Origin of the sequence: Dickeya chrysanthemi NCPPB 402 (assembly GCF_000406105.1) — a bacterium.
Taxonomy (GTDB): domain Bacteria; phylum Pseudomonadota; class Gammaproteobacteria; order Enterobacterales; family Enterobacteriaceae; genus Dickeya; species Dickeya chrysanthemi.
This window is the reverse complement of the sequence record NZ_CM001974.1, coordinates 3,238,307-3,259,241: the sequence shown is the minus strand read 5'-3', so window position 1 is coordinate 3,259,241 and position 20,935 is coordinate 3,238,307. Positions and strand designations below refer to the sequence as shown.

15 protein-coding genes are annotated in these 20,935 nt (G+C 54.0%); 12 read left to right on the top strand and 3 right to left on the bottom strand.

The window, feature by feature from the left end:
- Window positions 1-101: 101 nt before the first annotated feature.
- Complete coding sequence (locus tag DCH402_RS14250) at window positions 102-533, bottom strand: VirK family protein (protein WP_040001864.1); 432 nt, start codon at window positions 531-533, stop codon at window positions 102-104.
- A gap of 290 nt (window positions 534-823) precedes the next feature.
- The gene (gene metG / locus DCH402_RS14245; protein WP_040001862.1) at window positions 824-2,854 is read right to left on the bottom strand and encodes a methionine--tRNA ligase; all 2,031 of its coding nucleotides are present in this window, start codon (window positions 2,852-2,854) and stop codon (window positions 824-826) included.
- 279 nt (window positions 2,855-3,133) lie between these two features.
- Between metG and apbC the strand changes: the two genes are divergently transcribed.
- The 4 genes from apbC to asmA all read left to right on the top strand — a co-directional run bounded on the left by apbC (window position 3,134) and on the right by asmA (window position 7,719).
- Window positions 3,134-4,243 (top strand): iron-sulfur cluster carrier protein ApbC, encoded by a 1,110-nt coding sequence (gene apbC, locus DCH402_RS14240; RefSeq protein WP_040001860.1) that lies wholly within the window; start codon window positions 3,134-3,136, stop codon window positions 4,241-4,243.
- Window positions 4,244-4,545: 302 nt separating this feature from the next.
- On the top strand, window positions 4,546-5,187 hold the full coding sequence (gene udk, locus DCH402_RS14235; protein ID WP_027712682.1) for a uridine kinase: 642 nt from the start codon (window positions 4,546-4,548) through the stop codon (window positions 5,185-5,187).
- Between the two features lie 103 nt (window positions 5,188-5,290).
- Window positions 5,291-5,872, top strand: a complete 582-nt coding sequence (dcd, locus tag DCH402_RS14230; protein WP_040001858.1) for a dCTP deaminase — start codon at window positions 5,291-5,293, stop codon at window positions 5,870-5,872.
- A gap of 32 nt (window positions 5,873-5,904) precedes the next feature.
- Window positions 5,905-7,719 carry an outer membrane assembly protein AsmA gene (gene asmA / locus DCH402_RS14225; protein WP_040001856.1) on the top strand — a complete coding sequence of 605 codons (1,815 nt, stop codon included), beginning with the start codon at window positions 5,905-5,907 and terminating at the stop codon, window positions 7,717-7,719.
- A 131-nt stretch (window positions 7,720-7,850) separates the two neighbouring features.
- On the opposite strand, the gene DCH402_RS14220 is transcribed toward asmA, so the two are convergent.
- Window positions 7,851-9,440 (bottom strand): TerC family protein, encoded by a 1,590-nt coding sequence (locus tag DCH402_RS14220; RefSeq protein ID WP_040001854.1) that lies wholly within the window; start codon window positions 9,438-9,440, stop codon window positions 7,851-7,853.
- A 1,339-nt stretch (window positions 9,441-10,779) separates the two neighbouring features.
- Between DCH402_RS14220 and DCH402_RS14215 the strand changes: the two genes are divergently transcribed.
- From DCH402_RS14215 to wcaJ, 8 genes are all read left to right on the top strand, one after another.
- The gene (locus tag DCH402_RS14215) at window positions 10,780-11,916 is read left to right on the top strand and encodes a polysaccharide export protein (RefSeq protein ID WP_040001852.1); all 1,137 of its coding nucleotides are present in this window, start codon (window positions 10,780-10,782) and stop codon (window positions 11,914-11,916) included.
- Between the two features lie 19 nt (window positions 11,917-11,935).
- Entirely contained in the window at window positions 11,936-12,370 is a 435-nt protein-coding gene (locus tag DCH402_RS14210) for an arsenate reductase/protein-tyrosine-phosphatase family protein (protein ID WP_040001850.1), read from the top strand.
- A gap of 16 nt (window positions 12,371-12,386) precedes the next feature.
- Window positions 12,387-14,558: a tyrosine-protein kinase Wzc gene (wzc, locus tag DCH402_RS14205; RefSeq protein ID WP_040001848.1), complete on the top strand. Its 2,172-nt coding sequence runs from the start codon at window positions 12,387-12,389 to the stop codon at window positions 14,556-14,558.
- 188 nt (window positions 14,559-14,746) lie between these two features.
- Complete coding sequence (locus DCH402_RS14200; RefSeq protein ID WP_040001846.1) at window positions 14,747-15,895, top strand: glycosyltransferase family 4 protein; 1,149 nt, start codon at window positions 14,747-14,749, stop codon at window positions 15,893-15,895.
- A 299-nt stretch (window positions 15,896-16,194) separates the two neighbouring features.
- On the top strand, window positions 16,195-17,382 hold the full coding sequence (locus tag DCH402_RS14195; RefSeq protein ID WP_040001844.1) for a glycosyltransferase: 1,188 nt from the start codon (window positions 16,195-16,197) through the stop codon (window positions 17,380-17,382).
- Between the two features lie 110 nt (window positions 17,383-17,492).
- Window positions 17,493-18,515 (top strand): glycosyltransferase family 4 protein, encoded by a 1,023-nt coding sequence (locus DCH402_RS14190; RefSeq protein ID WP_040001842.1) that lies wholly within the window; start codon window positions 17,493-17,495, stop codon window positions 18,513-18,515.
- Window positions 18,516-18,578: 63 nt separating this feature from the next.
- Window positions 18,579-19,496, top strand: a complete 918-nt coding sequence (locus tag DCH402_RS14185; protein ID WP_040001837.1) for a glycosyltransferase family 2 protein — start codon at window positions 18,579-18,581, stop codon at window positions 19,494-19,496.
- Window positions 19,497-19,521: 25 nt separating this feature from the next.
- Window positions 19,522-20,928 (top strand): undecaprenyl-phosphate glucose phosphotransferase, encoded by a 1,407-nt coding sequence (wcaJ, locus tag DCH402_RS14180; RefSeq protein WP_040001835.1) that lies wholly within the window; start codon window positions 19,522-19,524, stop codon window positions 20,926-20,928.
- The last annotated feature ends 7 nt before the right edge of the window (window positions 20,929-20,935 follow it).

Genomic DNA, 20,935 nt, shown 5'->3' with positions numbered 1-20,935 from the left:
TGGGCTTAGCTTATAACTTTTCGTTCAATGTGATGGCAGGCGACGGGAGCGGGGGGGAAATAAACGCACCCAGCCGGCCGGCCAGGCGCGTCCGGTCAGACTTACTGCACGAAGAAGCCGATATCCTGACCCAGTTTGCACTGATAACTCAGCGTGTTGCCGCGCTGTTGCAGGCTGGGCAGGTTAAACATAAAGGTGGTGAAGCGTACGGTGTTGTCCGGCTGCACCTGATAACGCATGAACTGCTGGATCGGCGTGCCGTCGTTGGCAACGGTAAAATGTGCATCGCTGAACGACAGCGTGCCGTTATCTACCAGACGATAGGCGCTGATCTGCAGACCGCCGCGGGTCTTGCTGGCCGGGGTGCCCTCCTGTGGCGTACAGGCGGACAAATCGATGGTGACATTGACGCTGCGTCCCTGATTCAGGGCAGTAATCACGTCATCGGCGCTTTTCAGCGATTTGGCCGCCATCGCCGGGGCGGTGGTGGCAAGCAGGGCTGCGCTCAGCAGCACAGGGGTGATACGGGACATTCGATATTCCTCCATGATCGAGAATTAGCTTGGGCGTCGTGACTATCACGTACGGCACGAAGCACGCACTGCGTGAAGGTGCAGGCCAACGACGCACGCCGCTAAGTGCGCGACGTGATAATCACGACGAGACACTGTTTACCACGGCAGCGACGAAAGTGCTATGCCGTTTATCCGAATAACGACATGGTCAGAGGTGTTAACAACGGTGACAGGCAGGGAGAAGACGCGGTATATCGACAGCGAGACGGAAAGAATCAGGCCGGTAGACCGGCCTGATTTTCATGGATTTACTTGATTTGCATCCCGGGTTGGGCACCGCTGTCGGGGCTCAACAGGAAGATGTCTTTGCCACCGGGGCCTGCTGCCATCACCATACCTTCGGAGACGCCAAAGCGCATTTTACGTGGTGCCAGATTGGCGACCAGTACCGTCAGGCGGCCTTCCAGCGCGCTCGGATCCGGGTAAGCGGCGCGGATACCGGAGAACACCTGGCGGGTTTGCCCCCCCAGATCCAGCGTCAGCCGTAGCAGCTTGTCTGAACCCTCTACCATCTCAGCTTTCTGGATCAAGGCCACACGCATGTCGACTTTGTCGAAATCGGCGAAATCGATGGTGTCCTGAATCGGGTTATCGGCCAACGGGCCGGATGCCGGTTTGGCGGCTGCGGCCGCTTCCTCTTTGGAGGCTTCCACCATGCCCTGCACGTGTGCGATGTCGATACGGTTGAACAGCGCCTTAAACGCCCCGACGCGATGGTTTGTCAGCGGCTGAGCCAGGTTATCCCAGCGCAGTTCGGTTTGCAGGAAGGCTTCGACACGTTCCGCCAGCGAAGGCAATACCGGCTTCAGGTAGGTCATCAGCACGCGGAACAGGTTGATGCCCATCGAGCAAATCGCTTGCAGGTCGGCATCGCGGCCTTCCTGCTTGGCGACGACCCACGGCGCCTGTTCGTCGACATAACGGTTGGCGAGATCCGCCAGCGCCATGATTTCGCGGATAGCCTTGCCGGACTCGCGACTGCCGTACGCCTCGGCGATGGTCTGTGCAGCGTCGATAAAGGTTTGATACAGCGCCGCATCCGCCAGTTGATCCGCCAGTTGGCCGTCAAAGCGTTTGTTGATGAAACCGGCGTTGCGCGACGCCAGATTCACTACCTTGTTGACGATATCGGCGTTCACGCGCTGCACGAAGTCTTCCAGGTTGAGGTCGATATCATCAATGCGCGACGACAGTTTGGCGGCGTAGTAGTAACGCAGGCAGTCGGCATCCAGATGTTTCAGATAGGTATCAGCCTTGATAAAGGTGCCACGTGACTTGGACATTTTGGCACCGTTTACCGTCACATAGCCGTGCACGAACAGGTTGGTCGGCTTGCGGAAACCGCTGCCTTCCAGCATCGCCGGCCAGAACAGGCTGTGGAAGTAAACGATGTCTTTGCCGATGAAGTGGTACAGCTCGGTGCTGGAGTCTTTACGCCAGAACTCGTCGAAGTTGAGATCGCCACGCTTGTCGCACAGGTTTTTGAATGACCCCATGTAGCCGATCGGCGCGTCCAGCCAGACGTAAAAATATTTACCCGGCGCATCCGGGACTTCGAAACCGAAATAAGGCGCGTCGCGGGTAATATCCCACTGTTGCAGCCCGGCATCGAACCACTCCTGCATCTTGTTGGCGACCTGTTCCTGCAACGCGCCGGAGCGGGTCCAACCTTGCAGCATGTCGCTGAATGCCGGCAAGTCGAAGAAGAAGTGCTCGGATTCACGCATCACCGGCGTCGCGCCGGACACGGCGGATTTCGGGTCGATAAGCTCGGTCGGGCTGTAGGTGGCGCCGCAGACTTCGCAGTTGTCGCCGTACTGATCCGCTGCCTTACATTTCGGGCAAGTGCCTTTTACAAAGCGATCCGGCAGGAACATGCTTTTTTCCGGGTCGAACAGTTGGGAAATCGTGCGGTTCTTGATAAAACCGTTTTCCTTCAGACGACGATAAATCAACCCGGACAATTCGCGATTCTCCTCGCTGTGCGTGGAGTGGTAGTTGTCGTAGCTGATGTTGAACCCGGCGAAATCCTGCTGGTGTTCCTGACTCACCGTCGCAATCATCTGCTCCGGCGCTACGCCCATCTGCTGTGCTTTGAGCATGATCGGCGTGCCGTGGGCGTCGTCCGCACAGATAAAGTGGACCTGATTGCCGCGCATTCGCTGGTAACGGACCCAAATATCCGCCTGAATGTGTTCGAGCATGTGGCCTAGGTGGATCGGACCGTTAGCATAAGGCAGCGCGCACGTTACCAAAATTTTGTTTGCGACTTGAGTCATAGTGGGGAACTTGCTTGTTGGTTGGTGAATAAATTAAGAAGGAGTCCAGATGTTACCCCATCGCGCCGTAATGCGTAAACCTTGGGGCGACGGGGGCTGCAACAAAACCTTTTCCTGTCGGCGGTGATGACGGTGCCGCTGGGTTTGAGTTGCGCCAGGTGCGGAGACGTTCCGGCTCTTTTTTCCACATCGGGCATTGTGCGATACACCCACGTACGGGCGTTCTGCTATGCTAGGGCCGCTGTGACAATGACTTTAATTCAAACTCAAGGAGCCGGGATGAACGATAAACTCCCCGCGCAAAACCCCGAGATGTTGCGCGCCATGGTAAATGGCGTACTTTCCTCCTTTTCGCACCCGACGCTGAAAAATAACCTGACCGCGCTGAATGCGTTGCATCACTGTGCATTGATGGATGATGTATTGCATATCGAACTGACTATGCCGTTTGTCTGGCTGAGCGGGATGGCGGATTTAAAAGACCGCGTTAGCGAAGAGCTGTTACGCCTGAGCGGCGCCCATGAAGTGGAATGGCGATTGACGCATAACATCGCCACGCTGCGCCGCGTTAACAATCAGGCCGGTGTGAAGGGGGTGAAGAATATTATCGCCGTCAGCTCCGGCAAGGGCGGCGTCGGGAAATCCAGTACCGCGGTGAATATGGCGTTGGCGCTGGCGGCCGAAGGGGCGAGCGTCGGCATTCTGGACGCGGATATTTACGGGCCGTCCATCCCCACCATGCTGGGGGCGGCCAACGAACGGCCGACTTCGCCGGATGGGCAACACATGGCGCCGATCATGGCGCACGGTCTTGCCACCAACTCCATCGGTTATCTGGTCACCGACGATAACGCCATGGTGTGGCGCGGGCCGATGGCCAGCAAGGCGCTGCTGCAACTGTTGCAGGATACGCTGTGGCCGGATCTGGATTATCTGGTGCTGGATATGCCGCCGGGCACCGGCGACATCCAACTGACGCTGGCGCAGAATGTGCCGGTGACCGGTGCGGTGGTGGTCACCACGCCGCAGGACATCGCGCTGGTGGATGCGATGAAAGGCATCGTGATGTTCGAGAAGGTGAAGGTGCCGGTATTGGGCATCGTGGAGAACATGAGCGTACATATTTGCAGCAATTGCGGTCACCTGGAGCCGATTTTCGGCACCGGCGGTGCGCAAAAACTGGCGGAAAAATACCACTGCGCCTTGTTGGGCCAGTTGCCGCTGCATATTTCGCTGCGTGAAGACCTCGACCGTGGCGAGCCGACGGTGGTCAGCCAGCCGGACAGCGAGTTTACCCAGTTGTACCGCGAACTGGCAGGGCAGGTTGCAGCCCAGTTGTTCTGGCAGGGCGACGTGATCCCGACGGAAATCGCGTTTCGCGCGGTGTGACTGTCTTAAACGGATACCGTGATGTGAGGCGGTATCCGTTGTTTTTACCGCCCGACGTAACGTGACGACCGGATGCTGAGCGTACCGATAGCATAAGTCCGCGTATAGCATCAGCCCGCGTAATGCTGGCGCGAATCGTGCTAACTCCCTATAATTGCCGCGTCCAGACACGCCAGGCCGTATTCCGCAATCAACCACGCAGGTTGCGGGTGACTCTCTCAGGCGGACGATTTCGAACGAATCGTGCCTGAACCGTACGGCGTGTCCCCCTCCTTTTTTATTTTAATCAGGTCTTTATTGCCATGACTGATAAGTCTCGCCAGTGTGTCATCATCGGGATTGCCGGCGCGTCCGCGTCCGGAAAAAGTCTTATTGCCAGCACCCTGTATCGCGAATTACGCGATCAGGTCGGTGATGAACACATCGGCGTTATTCCGGAAGACAGCTACTACAAGGATCAATCCCACCTGACCATGGACGAACGGGTCAAAACCAATTACGACCACCCCAGCGCGATGGATCATAGCCTACTGTTGCAACACCTGCAGATGCTTAAAGCCGGTCAGCCGATTGCGTTGCCGCAATATAGCTATGTGCAGCACACCCGTTTGCAGGAAACGGTGCATCTGGCGCCGAAAAAGGTGATTATCCTGGAGGGTATCCTGCTGTTAACCGATGCCCGGTTGCGTGAAGAGCTGAATTTTTCGATTTTTGTCGATACTCCGCTGGATATCTGCCTGATGCGCCGTATGCGTCGTGATGTTAATGAGCGCGGCCGCTCAATGGATTCGGTGATGGAGCAATACCAGAAAACGGTACGGCCGATGTTCCTGCAATTTATCGAGCCGTCCAAGCAGTATGCGGACATTATCGTACCGCGCGGCGGCAAAAACCGTATCGCCATTGATATTCTGAAGGCGAAAATCAGCCAGTTCTTTGAATAGGCCGATTTGCTGAGAAAATCCTTAAAGTAGGTGGAATCAGCGTGGTATTTCCGGCGCTGCTGTGGCAGTTTGAACACCTGCAAGAGTCTGACTGGAGAAGATGATGAGACTGTGCGACCGTGACATTGAAGCCTGGCTGGATGACGGCCGTCTGGTGATTACGCCGCGTCCCCCGATTGAACGGATTAACGGAGCTACGGTGGATGTGCGGTTGGGCAATCAGTTCCGGGTGTTCAGCGGTCATACCGCGCCGTTTATCGACTTGAGCGGGCCGAAGGATGAAGTGAGCGCCGCGCTGGATCGCGTCATGAGTGATGAGATCAATCTGGCGGAAGGCGATGCCTTTTTCCTTCATCCGGGCGAGCTGGCGTTGGCGGTGACGCTGGAATCGGTCACGCTGCCGGATAATTTGGTCGGCTGGCTGGATGGCCGTTCCTCGTTGGCGCGTCTGGGGTTAATGGTGCATGTGACCGCTCACCGTATCGATCCGGGATGGCAGGGGTGTATCGTGCTGGAGTTCTACAACTCGGGTAAATTACCGCTGGCGTTGCGCCCCGGTATGATCATCGGCGCGTTGAGTTTCGAGCCGCTCTCCGGCCCGGCGGCCCGGCCGTATAACCGCCGTGAAGATGCGAAATACAAGGATCAGCAAGGCGCAGTGGCAAGCCGGATCGATAAAGACTAGCTGGGCCAGAGGCGACAGCGAATGAGGATGGCATGAGAAGATTGTTGACCGCGCTGGTGATATTGCTGGTGGTGCTGGCCGCCGGTATGACGGCGTTGGTGGTGTTGATCAACCCGAATGATTTCCGGGCTTATATGGTGCGTCAGGTTGAGGCGCGCACCGGTTACCGATTGAATCTGGACGGCGACCTGCGCTGGCATGTCTGGCCGCAACTGAGCATTCTGTCGGGCAATCTGTCGGTGAGTGCGCCAGGGGCCGCCGCTCCGGTGATCAGTGCTGAGAATATGCGGCTGGACGTGAAGCTATGGCCGTTGTTATCTCATCAACTGGAAGTGAAGCAGGTGATGCTGAAAGGCGCCGTTATTCGTCTGACGCCGGACAGCGAAGCGAAAGTGGCGGGCCCGGCGCCGATTGCGCCGGCGGGCTCATCGGTGCCGGAACCGGAAACGCCGTGGCGTTTCGATGTTAATCGGGTGGAGGTCGCCGATAGCGTGCTGGTGTTCCAGCGGGGTAACGCGCCGGTGCTGAATGTGCGGGATATCAACCTGAAAATGGAGAGCGACGACACCCGGCAGGTGCGGGTATCGCTCTCCAGCCGCTTTAACCGTGATCAGCGCGATTTGTCGTTTTCTCTTGATGCCTTGCTGGATATGCAAAACTATCCGCAACAGATCGGTGCCGATATCGGCAGCGTCAACTACCAGTTGCAGGGCGCAGGTCTGCCGACGGAAGGTATCAGCGGTAAAGGCGCGATTCGCGGCAGTTATCAGCGCCAGCCAGAGAAACTGACCGTCAACCAGTTTACGCTCAGCGCCAATAATAGTCAGCTAACCGGATCGCTGTCGGCCACGTTCGGCACGACGCCGGAATACGTGCTGGCCTTGCAGTCGGAAAAACTGGATCTGGATGCATTGCTGGGCCTGGCGCATACCTCTTCGGCCAGCGAGAGCGGCGACAAAACGGTCATCGCCAGGCCGGTATTTTCGCATGAACAACCCCCGGAGCCTTATCAGGGGCTGCGTAATTCCATTGCTCGGGTAGCGGTAAATGCCAATACGCTGATCTACCACGGCATGAGCATCAATCAGTTTGTCCTGAAAGGCAGTAATCAGCACGGCAACGTCAAGGTGGCCGACTTTAGCGGTCAGATTGGTGACGGCCGTTTCTCTATACCGGGGAGTATGGATGTTGATGCTTCTCCTGCGATCACGATTCAGCCAACCCTGAGCGCTTTGCCGTTGTCGGCGTTGCTGTCGGTGTTTGATCTGCCCGACGGTCTGGACGGTAAGCTGAGTCTGCGAGGCCGGCTAAGTGGTAACGAGCTGTCGCGGCAGGCGTTGATGTCGCAGTGGCACGGCACGGCGGCGGTACAGTTCGACGCATTACGGCTCTCCGGGCTGAATATTCAGCAACTGATCCAGCAGGCGGTGGCGCGCAGCAATAGCGGCGTTCAGGTGCCGGATGACTATACCCGTTATACCGACATTCAACAGATGCGCGGCGAGGCGACGCTTAACGCCGGCAAGCTGGATTTGCAGTCATTATCCGGGCAGTCTGACGTGTTGGCATTACAGGGCGACGGGCAGTTCGATTTACCGGCGCAGCGCTGCGATATCAACGTCGATGTGCGGGTAACGCAAGGGTGGAAAGGGGATGGGCAGTGGGTTCAACTGTTGCAGGATACTGCGATTCCTTTCCGGTTGTATGGCGAGTTCGGTAACCTGAACTACCAGTTGCAGGTTGATCAGGTTCTGCGTAAGCGCTTGCAGGATGAAATGAAAAAACGCCTGAACGACTGGGCCGAGAAAAATCAGCCTGCGTCTAAAACCCCGGCGACAGGTATGTGATCTGTATTCGCTATTTCCGGTGAAACCCTGTTTGGTAAAGCAACAAAGGCGACGCAAGTCGCCTTTGTTGTTATTGCATATGTTGTCATTGCATATGTTGTCGTTGCATACGCGGCGATACACCGCGTAAATCACACCTCATAATCCGGCTGCGGTTCCTGCTCAGGGATGATCAGCACCTTCATAATCCGATGGCTTTCCACCGTCAGTACCCGGAATAGGGTATTGTCGATGTGTACTTCGTCGCCCTGCTGCGGGATCTTCTGCGCGTACTCCATCAACAGGCCGGCCAGCGTGTGGTATTCCCGTTTTTCGTTGAGTTGCAGCGGAATGTACATCAGCAGGTCCTCGACCGGCAGGTAACCGTTAGCGGTCAGCGTGCCATCGTCGTTTTCCTGAATATCATGGCGAGCGTCCAGTTCCTCCCCCTCCAGCGGCAGGTTACCGGCGATGGTTTCCATAACGTCGCTGAGGGTGACGACCCCTTCAATAGAGCCGAATTCATCGGCGACAAAAGCAAAGTGCGTGTGTGCTTCACGGAATTGCTCCAGTGCCGAGAGCAACGACAATTGTTCCGGAAACACCAGCGGTTGGCGGATCAACGCCCGCAGATCCAGGGCTTGCCCATGTAGTTGCTGACGTAGCAGATCGATCACGTGCACTATGCCCAGCGGCTCGTCGGACACATGGCTGTCGAACATCACCAGCCGGGTATGCTGATTTTTTTCCATCAGCGCCGGGAAATCCGCCGGATCGGTGTTGATATCCACGTGTTCGATATCATGGCGGATGGTCATGATACTGCTGACGGAGCGCTGCGACATACCGAGTACGCGCTCGATCATGCGTTGTTCCTGCCGATTGAATACCGGCTGGCTGGCATTGCCGATGTTATCCGCGATCCGATCGACCGCTTGTTTATCCAGCTCGGCCTTTTCATGCTCACCGCGCAGTAATCGCAGCACGGCCTCGGCGGTACGCTGGCGTAACGGGGTCGATGAAGAGAGGAAACGTCGACGATTGAACTGTGCCAACTGGTTGAGCATTTCGATCATGACGGAGAAACCAATGGCAGCGTAGAGGTAACCTTTTGGAATCGGGTAGCCAAACGCATCCGCCACCAGACTGAAGCCGATCATCAGCAGGAAACTCAGACACAGGATCACAATGGTCGGGTGGGCATTAACAAAACGCGTCAGGGGTTTGCTGGCCAGCAACATCAGGCCGATGGCGATAGTGACCGCCGCCATCATCACCGACAGGTGCTCGGTCATCCCGACAGCCGTGATCACCGAATCCAGCGAGAATACCGCATCCAATACCACAATCTGCGCGACTACCGGCCAGAAACGCGCCCCCTGACGTTGGGTCTGCTGCGCCTGATCTTTGCCTTCCAGCCGTTCATTCAGTTCCGTGGTGGCTTTGAACAGCAGGAACAGCCCGCCCACCAGCATAATCAGGTCGCGCGCGCTAAACGGGTGCCCGTAAATGACGAATAACGGGTGGGTCAACGAAACCAGCCAGGAGATGGACGACAGCAGTACAAATCGCATCAACAGCGCCAGCAATAACCCGACGACCCGTGCCCGATCACGGGATTTTTCCGGCAATCTCTCCGCCAGAATGGCGATGAAGATCAGATTATCGATACCTAAAACCAGTTCCAGCACCACCAGGGTAGCCAGGCCGGCCCATATTGTCGGATCGGCGATCCATTCCATAGACTGAGTTCACCTTTTTCTCTATCAGTTTGTATGCGCATAGCGTATCAGGCGTTGCGTTGATCAACCATAACGCGACCGATTGCCATTGACGGATATCAAATTGCAGCTTACCGGGATTCCGTTTTTCTATGTGAGAGAGATCACAAGACTTTCAGCAAGATGGAATGTATTGCAGCGCGTATTGATAAACGAAAAAACACGACGATAGGTCAAAAAATAATCCATTTCATTAAGGCGGTGCATTATATGCCACATTCAGATTATGGTCGGAAAAAAGGGGCATTCCATGACCCTATTATGAGCGCATTGATGTGTTAACAACATTATTATATGAAAATGAAATATTTATTAAGATGTCTCTGATATATTTAATTATTTGTTTTTAAAGGGTAAAAATATCTTTGATCATAAGGGGAATTGCATGGAATGTTAGTATTTTTCCGAAAAAAAACATCAGGAAGATATTTGTCTTGTTATAAGCAAATATTTTTTACTACTCTCCGGTGTGGCGATATTGACACAACTTTAAAAATATTTAATTCGAAACTTTAGTGTCATTAATGTTTTTGCGAGCCATTTTTACGAGTCAGTTAATGACGAGTCACAGCAATAGCTGGGCAAGTCTGAAACAACAACGGGACAGCGAGTTGGTAGCTACAAGCCAAGGGCGGTAGCGTACCTGAGGCGATTTACCCGACAGCTGCAAGCTGGTGTTTCAGTGCATGCCCGGCAGGACGTTGAAACCGTTCAGCAGCCAGACTACCGGTATTACTTGCCGGTCTGGCGATGCGAAACGCAACAACCGTCGATGGGTCCACCCTGAATTTATGACGTGTGGGCTGCCTGTTACTCACTTGACTGAAAGGCGATGGCGTAAGGATGTTAACCCTGACACTGCGATTTGTACCGTCGGTTCAACCGGCGACATTCCCCCTGACCGGCGCATGGCATGCGCTCGCGTCGCCCTATTCTGCCCACAGCGATGTAACCACACAGCCTGACGACATAGGTCGCGCTCAACCGACCTGTGCCAACACTTTTCTTCCCTTTCCAGACGACACACAGCCTGACGGCGCCGTGCTATCCGACGCGATCCCCGTTTTCCGGGCCGGCAGCGTTGTTGCCCTGGTCCTGCTGTTATGCCGATTTTAGCTTTTAAACGATAGAAATGGTTTTTTGGTTATAAATCGACGGACGGGAGCGTGAAGAATATACATCTCATCAAATTATTACCGATCAATGCCTTAGAGAAAGGCGGCCCGATCGCCCGAGGCAGTATCGGCCAGACAATACTGCTCTGTTGTTTCTTACTTTACTAAAAGCGATGGCATAAAGGATGTTAAAACCAACACTGAAAGTTATACCGCTGATGTTGTCGGCGACATTCCTGGCGAGCTGTACGCTGGTGCCAGGCACGCACCTGTCTACCGGTGGAAAAGAGGTCGTAGAGCAACCGGATGATGATTTTAATATCAATAAATTGGTTAATATTTACCCGGTTACGCCGATGCTGATAGAAAAAATGCGCTTGCGACCGGCGATCGCCCAAAACAATCCGTCGCTGGAAGAGGAGCTGAAACGCTACGAATACCGCATCGGCATCGGCGATGTCTTGATGGTCACGGTTTGGGATCACCCGGAGTTGACCACCCCGGCGGGGACTTACCGCACCGCCGCCGACACCGGTAACTGGGTTCACTCCGACGGCACCATTTTTTATCCCTACATCGGCAAGATGCATGTTGTGGACAAAACCCTGACCGAGGTACGCGATGAAATTATGCGCCGTTTGGCGCAGTACATCGAGTCGCCGCAGGTGGAAGTGAGCGTGGCCGCTTTCCGCTCGCAGAAAGCCTATGTCACCGGGGAAGTGGTGCGCTCGGGCCAGCAGCCGATCACCAACGTACCCTTGACGATTCTGGATGCCATCAATAATGCCGGCGGACTGAACGACTTCGCCGACTGGCGCAATCTGGTGCTGACGCATAACGGCAAAGATGAACGGATTTCTCTGCAGGCACTGATGCAGAACGGCGATCTGTCGCAAAACCGCTTGTTATACCCCGGCGATATTCTGTTCGTACCGCGTAACGACGACCTGAAAGTGTTCGTGATGGGGGAAGTGAACAAACAATCCACACTCAAAATGGACCGTAGCGGCATGACCTTGACCGAAGCGCTGGGCAGCGCCGAAGGGATAAACCAGATGGTCGCCGATGCTACCGGGATATTCGTCATTCGTCCGCTACGCGGCACGCAAGGGCCGAGATTGGCCAACATTTATCAGCTCAACACCAAAGACGCCACCGCACTGGTGATGGGATCGGAATTCCCGTTGCAACCGTATGACGTGGTGTATGTCACTTCAGCGCCGATTGCACGCTGGAACCGCCTGATTTCGCAACTGGTGCCGACCATCAGTGGGTTTAATGACCTAAGCGAAGGCAGCCTGCGCGTTCGTACCTGGCCGTAATGGTAGAGGAGTGGTGTTGATGTTTAACCGTATTCTTGTCATTTGCGAGGGCAATATCTGCCGCTCTCCGACCGGTGAGCGTTTGCTGAAACAGGCACTGCCGGGGAAAAACGTGGCCTCCGCCGGTTGGCGGGCGATGGAAGGAAAACCCGCCGATGAAACCGCCAGCCTGGTGGCGGCTGATCACGGTGTGTCGTTGGACGGACACGTTGCCCGCCAGTTAACCGGTTCGCTGTGTCGGCATTACGATCTGATTCTGGTGATGGAAAAGGCGCACATTGATGTCGTGTGCCGTTTCGCACCGGAAGTCCGTGGGAAAACGTTGCTGTTCGGGCACTGGGTCAATCAGCAGGAAATTACCGACCCGTACCGCAAAAGCCGGGAAGCCTTTGAATTTGTTTATACCCAACTCGAACAATCTGCCCGCAAGTGGGCGCAGGCGCTGAGCCGTTAACCAGTCAGGGATTACGATGTCAGAGAGAATTGCCGTGAAAACAATTGAAGCGGACAAGGCGGATGAAATTGACCTGGGGCGTTTACTGGGGACTGTGCTGGATCACCGCTGGCTCATTATCAGCATCACCACCATTTTTACCATGCTGGGCATTCTGTATGCACTGCTGGCAACCCCGGTGTATCAGGCGGATGCGATGGTGCAGGTAGAACAGAACATCAGCGATTCGCTGATGAACGATATTTCCAAAGTCTTGCCGGATACCAAGCCGCAGTCTGCGCCGGAAGTCGAGTTGCTCCGATCCCGGATGGTCGTCGGGAAGACGGTGCAGGATCTGGGGTTGGATACCGAGGTGGAGCAACGATATTTCCCGCTGATAGGGAAAGGCCTCGCCCGTCTGAAGGATGAAGAACCTGCCCGTATCGTGGTGTCCCGGCTGTCGGTACCGGACGGCTGGCTGGATGAAAAAATGACGGTGACGATTCAGGAAGACGGTACCTATCGCTTTACCGCCGGTAAGGATGCGGAGTTTATCGGTCGTATCGGGCAGATGGCGTCTCACGGTGGTTTCAGCCTGCTGGTGAGCGATACCAATGCGGCGCCGGGAACGGTGTTTTCAGTCAGGAAGAAAAACACGCTGACCGCCATCAACGACGTGCTGAGCGAACTGGCGGTGGCGGATAAAGGAAAAGATACCGGCGTCTTGCAGCTCACGCTGGAAGGCAGCGACCCGGCGCTGGTGAAAAAGACTCTGACCAGCATCAGCGACAATTACCTGCAACAGAATGTGGATCGCAAGTCGGAAGAGGCGGCCAGGAGCCTGGCCTTCCTGAAAGAGCAGTTGCCGTTGGTACGGGCATCGCTGGAAACGGCGGAGGACAAGCTTAACAAGTACCGTCAGCAGAAAGACTCGGTGGATTTATCGCTGGAGGCCAAGTCGGTGCTGGATACCATGGTCGATGTCGAGTCGCAGCTTAACGAACTGACGTTCCGCGAGGCGGAGATCTCCAAGCTGTATACCCGTGAGCATCCGGCTTATCGGGCATTGATGGAAAAACGCACCACGTTGGAAAAGGAGCGGGATAACCTGAACCGGCGCGTCAGCGGTATGCCGAAAACCCAGCAGGAAATCGTACGGCTGACGCGGGATGTGAGTGTTGGGCAGGAAGTGTACGTCCAGTTGATGAATAAGCAGCAGGAGCTGAGCATCAACAAGGCCAGTACCGTCGGCAACGTGCGCATTATCGACCCGGCGGTGGTTCAACTGAAGCCGGTGAAACCGAAGAAAACGCTGGTGATTGTGCTGGCGGCTATTCTGGGCGGGGTGGCGGCCATCGGGTTTGTGTTGCTGAAAACCCTGTTGCATCGCGGCATTGAAAGCCCGGAGCAACTGGAAGAGCTCGGCATCAATGTTTACGCCAGCGTGCCGTTGTCGGAATGGCAACAGAAGAAAGATAGGGAATTTGCCGGCAAAAACCGTAAACGCAATGCCCGTTCCGATTCGCTGCTGGCGGTTGGCAATCCGGCTGATCTGGCGATCGAGGCGATCCGCAGTCTGCGTACCAGCCTGCATTTCGCCATGATGGAAGCCAAAAACAATGTACTGATGATCTCCGGCGCCAGCCCCGGGATCGGTAAATCCTTCATCAGCGCCAACCTGGGCGCGGTGATCGCGCAGGCCGGGCAGCGGGTGCTGATCGTCGACTGCGACATGCGCAAAGGGTATGCCCACCACCTGCTGGGGGCCGCGCCTGAAAAAGGATTGTCGGATGTCCTGTCCGGCCAGATCGAGGCGCCGCAGGCGTTACGCACGACAGTAGTGGAAAACCTGTTTTTCATCCCGCGCGGCCAGATTCCGCCCAACCCGTCGGAACTGCTGATGCACAGTAACTTTACGGCCTTTGTCGATTGGGCCACGCAGCAATTCGATATCGTGCTGCTGGATACGCCGCCGATTCTGGCGGTCACCGATGCGGCGATCATTAGCCGTCAGGCCGGAACATCGCTACTGGTGGCGCGGTTCGAAACCAACACGCCGAAAGAGGTGGAAATCAGTATCCGACGTTTTGAGCAGAATGGTGCGCCGATCAAGGGCGTGATTTTGAATGCGGTGATCCGCCGGGCATTGAGCTATTACAGCTATGGTTATGATTCATATCAATATTCTTACGGTTCGGATAAAAAATAAGTGGTAGTGAATGGTCGGTATGACACACCGCTTTATGGCGTAACGGAAGTTTTCGAACGGCAGGGCAACGGTGCCGCTGCCATTCCCCCGACGCATCAGTCAGGGACAGGGGGGGGACAAGCGAAGCCAATGCCTCTGCAATCGGTAGTATGGCAGGCATAAAAGATTAAAAAATAAGGACAGCCAGTATGAAAATTATGATTATCAATACTTTATATCATCCTCATAAAGTCGGGGGTGCTGAAGTCTCAGTCCAGCTGCTGGCTGAAGCACTGGTACAGCGCGGGCATCAGGTGCGGGTGCTCTGCCTGACGCCGGATACACAGCGCAGCGAGCAGCTGATTAATGGGGTCGGGGTGTGTTATCTGCCGTTGGCGAACCATTACTGGCCGTTTGACGGTAAAACGCGCTTTGCCATTCAGAAAATACGTTGGCACCTAAAGGATTACTACAATCGCGATATGCGTAAGGCGGTCATGCGTGAAATTCAGGCGTTTTCTCCCGATATCGTGCATACCAACAATCTTGCCGGTTTTTCGGTATCCGCCTGGTCGGCGGCAAAAGCGTGTGGGGTGAAAATTCTGCATACCAGCCGGGATTACTACCTGTTTCATCATAATGCAACCCTGTTCGCCCGCGGGCAGAACCAGGATCCCGATGCTGTCTGCATTCGTCTGATGTCGATGATGAAAAAACGCCTGAGCCGGCTGGTGGATGGTTATGTCGGTATCAGCCGATTTATCTGCGAGATGCATCGGGATGCCGGTTTCTTCCCACACGCTCATCATTCCTTCATCTATAACACGGTGCCGACCGTCGAGTGTGGTGGAGAAAGCCCAGCGACCAACACGGGAGTCAGGCGCATTGGCTTTATTGGCAAACTTTCATCAGAGAAAGGATTTGATGACTTTTGCGCACTGGCCCGGCATTACCAGCATCGGCCCGATTATGTCTTTTATGCCGCAGGCCGCATCACGCAGGATAACCCGTTGGTCGAGGAAGCTCGTCGGTGCGGCGTGACGCTGCTGGGGTTTGTCAGCCTGGAAGCGTTTATGCAGCAGGTCGACGTAGTGGTGCTGCCGGTGAAATGGCATGAACCGTTCGGTCGGGTGGTGGTGGAAAGCATATTCCATGGAAAAGTGGTCTTAACCAACCGCATGGGCGGCATCGACGAGCTGGCCGCTATATTGCCGAATATTTACTTTATGGAAGACATCTCGGTAGACAACGTGGATGCGTGTGCCGAGCCGCTTTGTCCCGATATGCTGGCGCATTTTACCCCCGGCCGGGTTGCTCAGGAGTACGAGCAGGCTTACCGCAACGTACTTGGCGCCTGATACGGATACGTTATTCAGGCCCGTTTCACCCAAGATGAGGTGGTCCGTGTTGAGTCGTTGATACCGATAATCGGCGATTTCGCGGTGATCGGTGGGAACTGAAAGAGGGAAACGCATAAGCCGCACTGGCAGTCATAGTGTCGTAATCAAGGATGTGGTCTGTAACGCATTGCTTTATATGCTCTGGGTTAGTATGGCTATCACTTTGATTATTATCACTATTAACTTAATGCGGAGAAGGCGGACGTCGCGCCTGGTGCCTGAACGAGGTACCCCGTAATTGCCAGGGACAACTCTCTATGCGAATTCTGATTATCAACACGCTGTATCACCCGTACAAGGTGGGGGTGCAGTTAATGGCGGAAGCACTGGTGCGGCGACACCATCAGGTACAGGTACTGTGCCTGACGCCGGAAAGGCAGCGCAGCGACAAGGTCATCAATGGCGTTGCCGTGTGTTATGTGCCGCTGGCTAACGATTACTGGCCGTTTGATGGTGAAAAAAAGTCTTTTTACCAGCAGGCGCGCTGGCATCTGAAAGATTATTACAACGTCGAGATGCGCACCGTCGTGATGGAGGTGATCCGGGAGTTTGCACCTGACCTGGTGCATACCAACAATATTGCCGGGTTTTCCGTATCGGCCTGGTCGGCGGCGAAAGCCTGCGGCGTGAAGATTCTGCACACCAGCCGGGATTATTATCTGTTCCACCATAATGCGACGCTATTTAGCCGCGGCCGAAATCAGGAACCGAACGTACTGAGTATTCGTCTGCTGTCTGCTCTGAAACGACGGTACAGCCGTCTGGTGGACGGTTATGTGGCGATTAGCCGGTTTATTTTAGAACGCCATCGTCAGGCTGGCTTTTTTCCCGGCGTACACCAGTCATTTATTTATGACATTGTGCTGCCCGCAGTGCAGGAAGCCGAACCGGCAGCCGCGGCCACGAGCAACGGAAAACGCTGGCGTATCGGTTTTATCGGCAAGCTGGCGGAGGATAAGGGATTTGACGAATTTTGCCTGCTGGCACGGCATTATCGCCATCATCCGGATTATGCCTTTTACGCGGCAGGGCGCATCACCCAGGGTAACCCGTTGGTGGAAGACGCTACAAGCAGCGGCGTGACGCTGTTGGGTTTTGTCAGCCTGGAAGCGTTCATGGGGCAGGTGGACATTGTGGTATTGCCGGTGAAATGGCATGAACCGTTCGGCCGGGTGCTGGTGGAAAGTATCTTTTATGGAAAACATGTACTGACTAACCGGATGGGGGCGGTCGGTGAATTATCGACCTTATTGCCGAATATTTATTTCATGGAAACCTGTTCGCTGGAAGAGGTTATCAGAAAACCGTTACAACCACTCAGCCCGGAAATAGTGAATTCTTTTACGCCGGATATCATTGCCGGAGAATTTGAAAAGGTTTATGTGGAAATGCTGATGCCTGAATGCTATCGGAATAATTTATCGCCTGCGAAAGGGGAAGAGTAGAATAGTAAAGTTTTGATTGGCTGGTTTTTGGAGAGGGAATCCCAAAAATAATCATTTTCTTTTATTTGAACGGTTACGTCATCCGATGTAACCGGAAGGGGATGTCATTCATGTATGTGAATACACGTAATTTGCTGGGGCATACTACCGGTGTGCAACGTTATACCAGAAAGATTGTTGATTATATTTCCACTGTGGGTGTCAGGGTGGAGCCAATACAACCTGAAAATAATATCTATGGGATGAAAGGGCATTTATGGGAACAGTTTTTATTACCGCGAAAAATCGCTTTAAGGGAGATATTGTGGTCGCCCTGTAATACCGGACCGCTACTGATTAAAAAACAGATTGTCACTATTCACGATACCGTGCCTTTTGATCATCCGGAATGGTTGAATAAAAAGTTCGTTGCCTGGTATCAATTTATGCAGCCGCGTCTGGCGAAAAAAGTGGATCACATAATTACCATTTCCGAGTTTTCCAAGGAACGCATCATGCACCATTTACGGGTGCCGGAAAGCAAAGTGTCGGTCATTTACAACGGAGTGGACGTGCAATCTGATTCTACGACGGGAACGGCGCAGAGCGGCAAGCCGATAATCGACGCAGAGTACTTACTGTCGGTGGGGTCACTGGAGCCGCGCAAGAATATTCCTCGACTTATTAACGCATTCTTACGATTCAGGCAGGAAAGCGGGAGCGACATTCGGCTGGTGATCGTGGGTAAGAAAGGGGTGATGCGGGTTTTTGGCGATGACGGATCCGCTGCACTGGCCGACAACGATGCCGTGACGTTTACCGGTCATGTCAGCGATGACGAACTGGTGAGTTTGTACCGACATGCGCGCGGGTTTTGCTACCCCTCGATGTATGAAGGCTTTGGATTACCGCCACTGGAGGCGATGAGCTACGGGCTGCCGGTATTGACCAGTGATTGCTCCTCGATGAAGGAACTGTGTGAACAGCGGGCGATTTTAGTTAATCCGCTGTCGGTGGAGTCTATCGCCGAAGGCATTCATCAACTGGTGAACGGCCAGGGGCCGGTTGGGATGCGGGAAAAGGGGGAGGCATTCGCCCGATCGCTGACATGGAAGCAATGTGCATCTGAAACGTTACGTGTACTGGAGCACTGAAGCTGCGTACGGCGTAACGAAATCGACAGTTTTTTCACTTTTCAGGTGTGCAAGAGAAACGATATGAACGTCAATTTTGTGGTTCCGGTTTATAACGGCGGCAAGATCTGGGAACAGTGTGCAGCAGCGCTGCATGACTGCCTGGTTGCGGAGCAACTGTCGCCACAGCAGGTGCTGGTGATTGATTCATCGTCGCGGGATAACTCGCGTGATGTGGCGGCTCGCTACGGTTTTCGTTGCCACACGATTACATCGGCTGAATTTAACCACGGTGGTACGCGTAATCTCGGTGTGGAAATGAGCGACGGCGACGTCGTGGTATTTCTGACTCAGGACGCGATTCCCCAGGCCGATTTTATTCGCAAGATCGTGTCGGCGTTCGACGACGAACAGGTCGCGGTCGCCTATGGCCGCCAGTTACCCCATGACGATGCAAATCCGTTGGCGCGCCATGCGCGCGGCTTCAACTACAGTACCCGCAGCTATGTGATGGGGATCAGCGATAAGTCGCTCTACGGCATTAAAACGGTGTTTACCTCGAATTCGTTTGCGGCCTATCGGGCGAAGGTATTTCGCCGCTTGGGCGGGTTTCCGTCCAACACGATCCTTAGCGAGGATATGTATCTGGCGGCACTGGCGGTACTGGCGGGATATCGGGTGGCGTATGTGGCGGAGGCAGCGGTTAAGCATTCGCACAATTACACGCCGGTGGAAGAGTTCAAACGTTATTTTGATATCGGTGTATTTCATTGCGATGAAAAATGGATTAGGGAGGAATTTGGCGGTGCTGGCGGTGAAGGAACACGATTTATTTTCTCCGAGCTCCGTTATCTGATGAAAGAAAATCACTATCGGTGGATCCCTCGTGCTTGTGTGCACAATGCCCTGAAAATTGCGGGATATAAATTAGGGCAGAATTACCAAAAAATACCTCAGGGCTTAATCAGGAAACTGAGTATGCATAAAAGATTCTGGCAATAATCTCTACGTGTATAGGTGAACGACTATGGTCAGGAAGAAAGAAAGTGTAGTTTATGCTATTCCCTCGCTGGTTTCAGTATTTCAGCGTTTTTCTGATATGACGGTAATCTTTATCAGCGTAATACTGGCATGTCTGGTAACAAAAAAAGAGATATCAACAGCGTCTTATTTAATCGCGTTGATTAGCTTTTCTGTTTTTCAATTGTTGGCGGGTTTCACTAATTTTTATCGATCGTGGCGCGGAGTGGGGCTTTATACGGAAATTCGTACGTTGATTATTAATTGGGGGCTCAGCATTACATTTGGTGCGGGTATTTTATCTTTAGTGCCGAACCAATATATTGGTTATCATTTTCATGCGGTTTGGTTTTTATTTACCGTAGCGGGATTCGTGATATCACGCACCCTGATTCGGGTCGTGATACAATATTTGCGAAAATTGGGTTACAACAAGGTCAACGTGGCGTTTATTGGCGCGCAACCTGCCGGGCCTTATCTGGCGGAAAGCATTAAACAGGCACCCTGGCTGGGGCTGAGCATCATGGGTTATTTTTCTGAAAATAGCCAGTTTCAGTACAGCTATGAGCGCAATGGCGTGCGTTGTCTGGGTGATGTGGAGGAACTGGTACGACGGGCTCGTAAAGGGGATTTGGATAAGATTTATATTGCGTTCTCGTTGCAGCAAGCTGAGCTTATCCATTATCTGATGTCGGAACTGGCGGATACCACCTGCACCGTGATGCTGGTGCCGGATATCCTGACGTTCAATGTGCTGCAATCGCGCAGCGACATCATCAATGGCATTCCGGTGGTGTCGTTGTATGACTCGCCGATGAGCGGTGTGAACCGCCTGCTCAAACGGCTGGAAGATATCGTGGTCGCGTCGGTGATTACTGTGCTGATTTCCCCGCTGTTATTGGGTATTGCGTTGTTGGTCAAGCTGACCTCCAAAGGGCCGGTGATTTTCCGGCAGACGCGTTATGGCATGGACGGCAAAGCGATAGAAGTGTGGAAATTTCGCAGTATGACGGTGATGGAAAACGGCGACACCGTGATTCAGGCCTGTAAGGGCGATAAGCGTATCACGCCGGTAGGCGCGTTTTTACGCCGTACATCGCTGGATGAATTGCCGCAATTCATCAATGTGATCCGCGGCGAAATGTCGATAGTCGGGCCTCGTCCGCATGCCGTGGCCCATAACGAACAGTATCGCAAGCTGATCAAGGGTTATATGCTGCGGCACAAAATGAAGCCGGGTATCACCGGTTGGGCGCAGATTAACGGCTGGCGCGGTGAAACCGACACGCTGGAGAAGATGGAAAAGCGGGTGGAGTGCGATCTTTTCTATATCGAAAACTGGAGCGTCTGGCTGGATATCAAGATCATCTTTCTGACGATTTTCAAAGGATTTGTGGGAAAATCAGCGTATTAACTCATTT

Bases quoted from the DNA above. Each gene is read 5' to 3' on its own strand.
- DCH402_RS14250 (WP_040001864.1), bottom strand. From the start codon at position 533: ATGTCCCGTATCACCCCTGTGCTGCTGAGCGCAGCCCTGCTTGCCACC.
- metG (WP_040001862.1), bottom strand. From the start codon at position 2,854: ATGACTCAAGTCGCAAACAAAATTTTGGTAACGTGCGCGCTGCCTTAT.
- apbC (WP_040001860.1), top strand. From the start codon at position 3,134: ATGAACGATAAACTCCCCGCGCAAAACCCCGAGATGTTGCGCGCCATG.
- udk (WP_027712682.1), top strand. From the start codon at position 4,546: ATGACTGATAAGTCTCGCCAGTGTGTCATCATCGGGATTGCCGGCGCG.
- dcd (WP_040001858.1), top strand. From the start codon at position 5,291: ATGAGACTGTGCGACCGTGACATTGAAGCCTGGCTGGATGACGGCCGT.
- asmA (WP_040001856.1), top strand. From the start codon at position 5,905: ATGAGAAGATTGTTGACCGCGCTGGTGATATTGCTGGTGGTGCTGGCC.
- DCH402_RS14220 (WP_040001854.1), bottom strand. From the start codon at position 9,440: ATGGAATGGATCGCCGATCCGACAATATGGGCCGGCCTGGCTACCCTG.
- DCH402_RS14215 (WP_040001852.1), top strand. From the start codon at position 10,780: ATGTTAAAACCAACACTGAAAGTTATACCGCTGATGTTGTCGGCGACA.
- DCH402_RS14210 (WP_040001850.1), top strand. From the start codon at position 11,936: ATGTTTAACCGTATTCTTGTCATTTGCGAGGGCAATATCTGCCGCTCT.
- wzc (WP_040001848.1), top strand. From the start codon at position 12,387: ATGTCAGAGAGAATTGCCGTGAAAACAATTGAAGCGGACAAGGCGGAT.
- DCH402_RS14200 (WP_040001846.1), top strand. From the start codon at position 14,747: ATGAAAATTATGATTATCAATACTTTATATCATCCTCATAAAGTCGGG.
- DCH402_RS14195 (WP_040001844.1), top strand. From the start codon at position 16,195: ATGCGAATTCTGATTATCAACACGCTGTATCACCCGTACAAGGTGGGG.
- DCH402_RS14190 (WP_040001842.1), top strand. From the start codon at position 17,493: ATGTATGTGAATACACGTAATTTGCTGGGGCATACTACCGGTGTGCAA.
- DCH402_RS14185 (WP_040001837.1), top strand. From the start codon at position 18,579: ATGAACGTCAATTTTGTGGTTCCGGTTTATAACGGCGGCAAGATCTGG.
- wcaJ (WP_040001835.1), top strand. From the start codon at position 19,522: ATGGTCAGGAAGAAAGAAAGTGTAGTTTATGCTATTCCCTCGCTGGTT.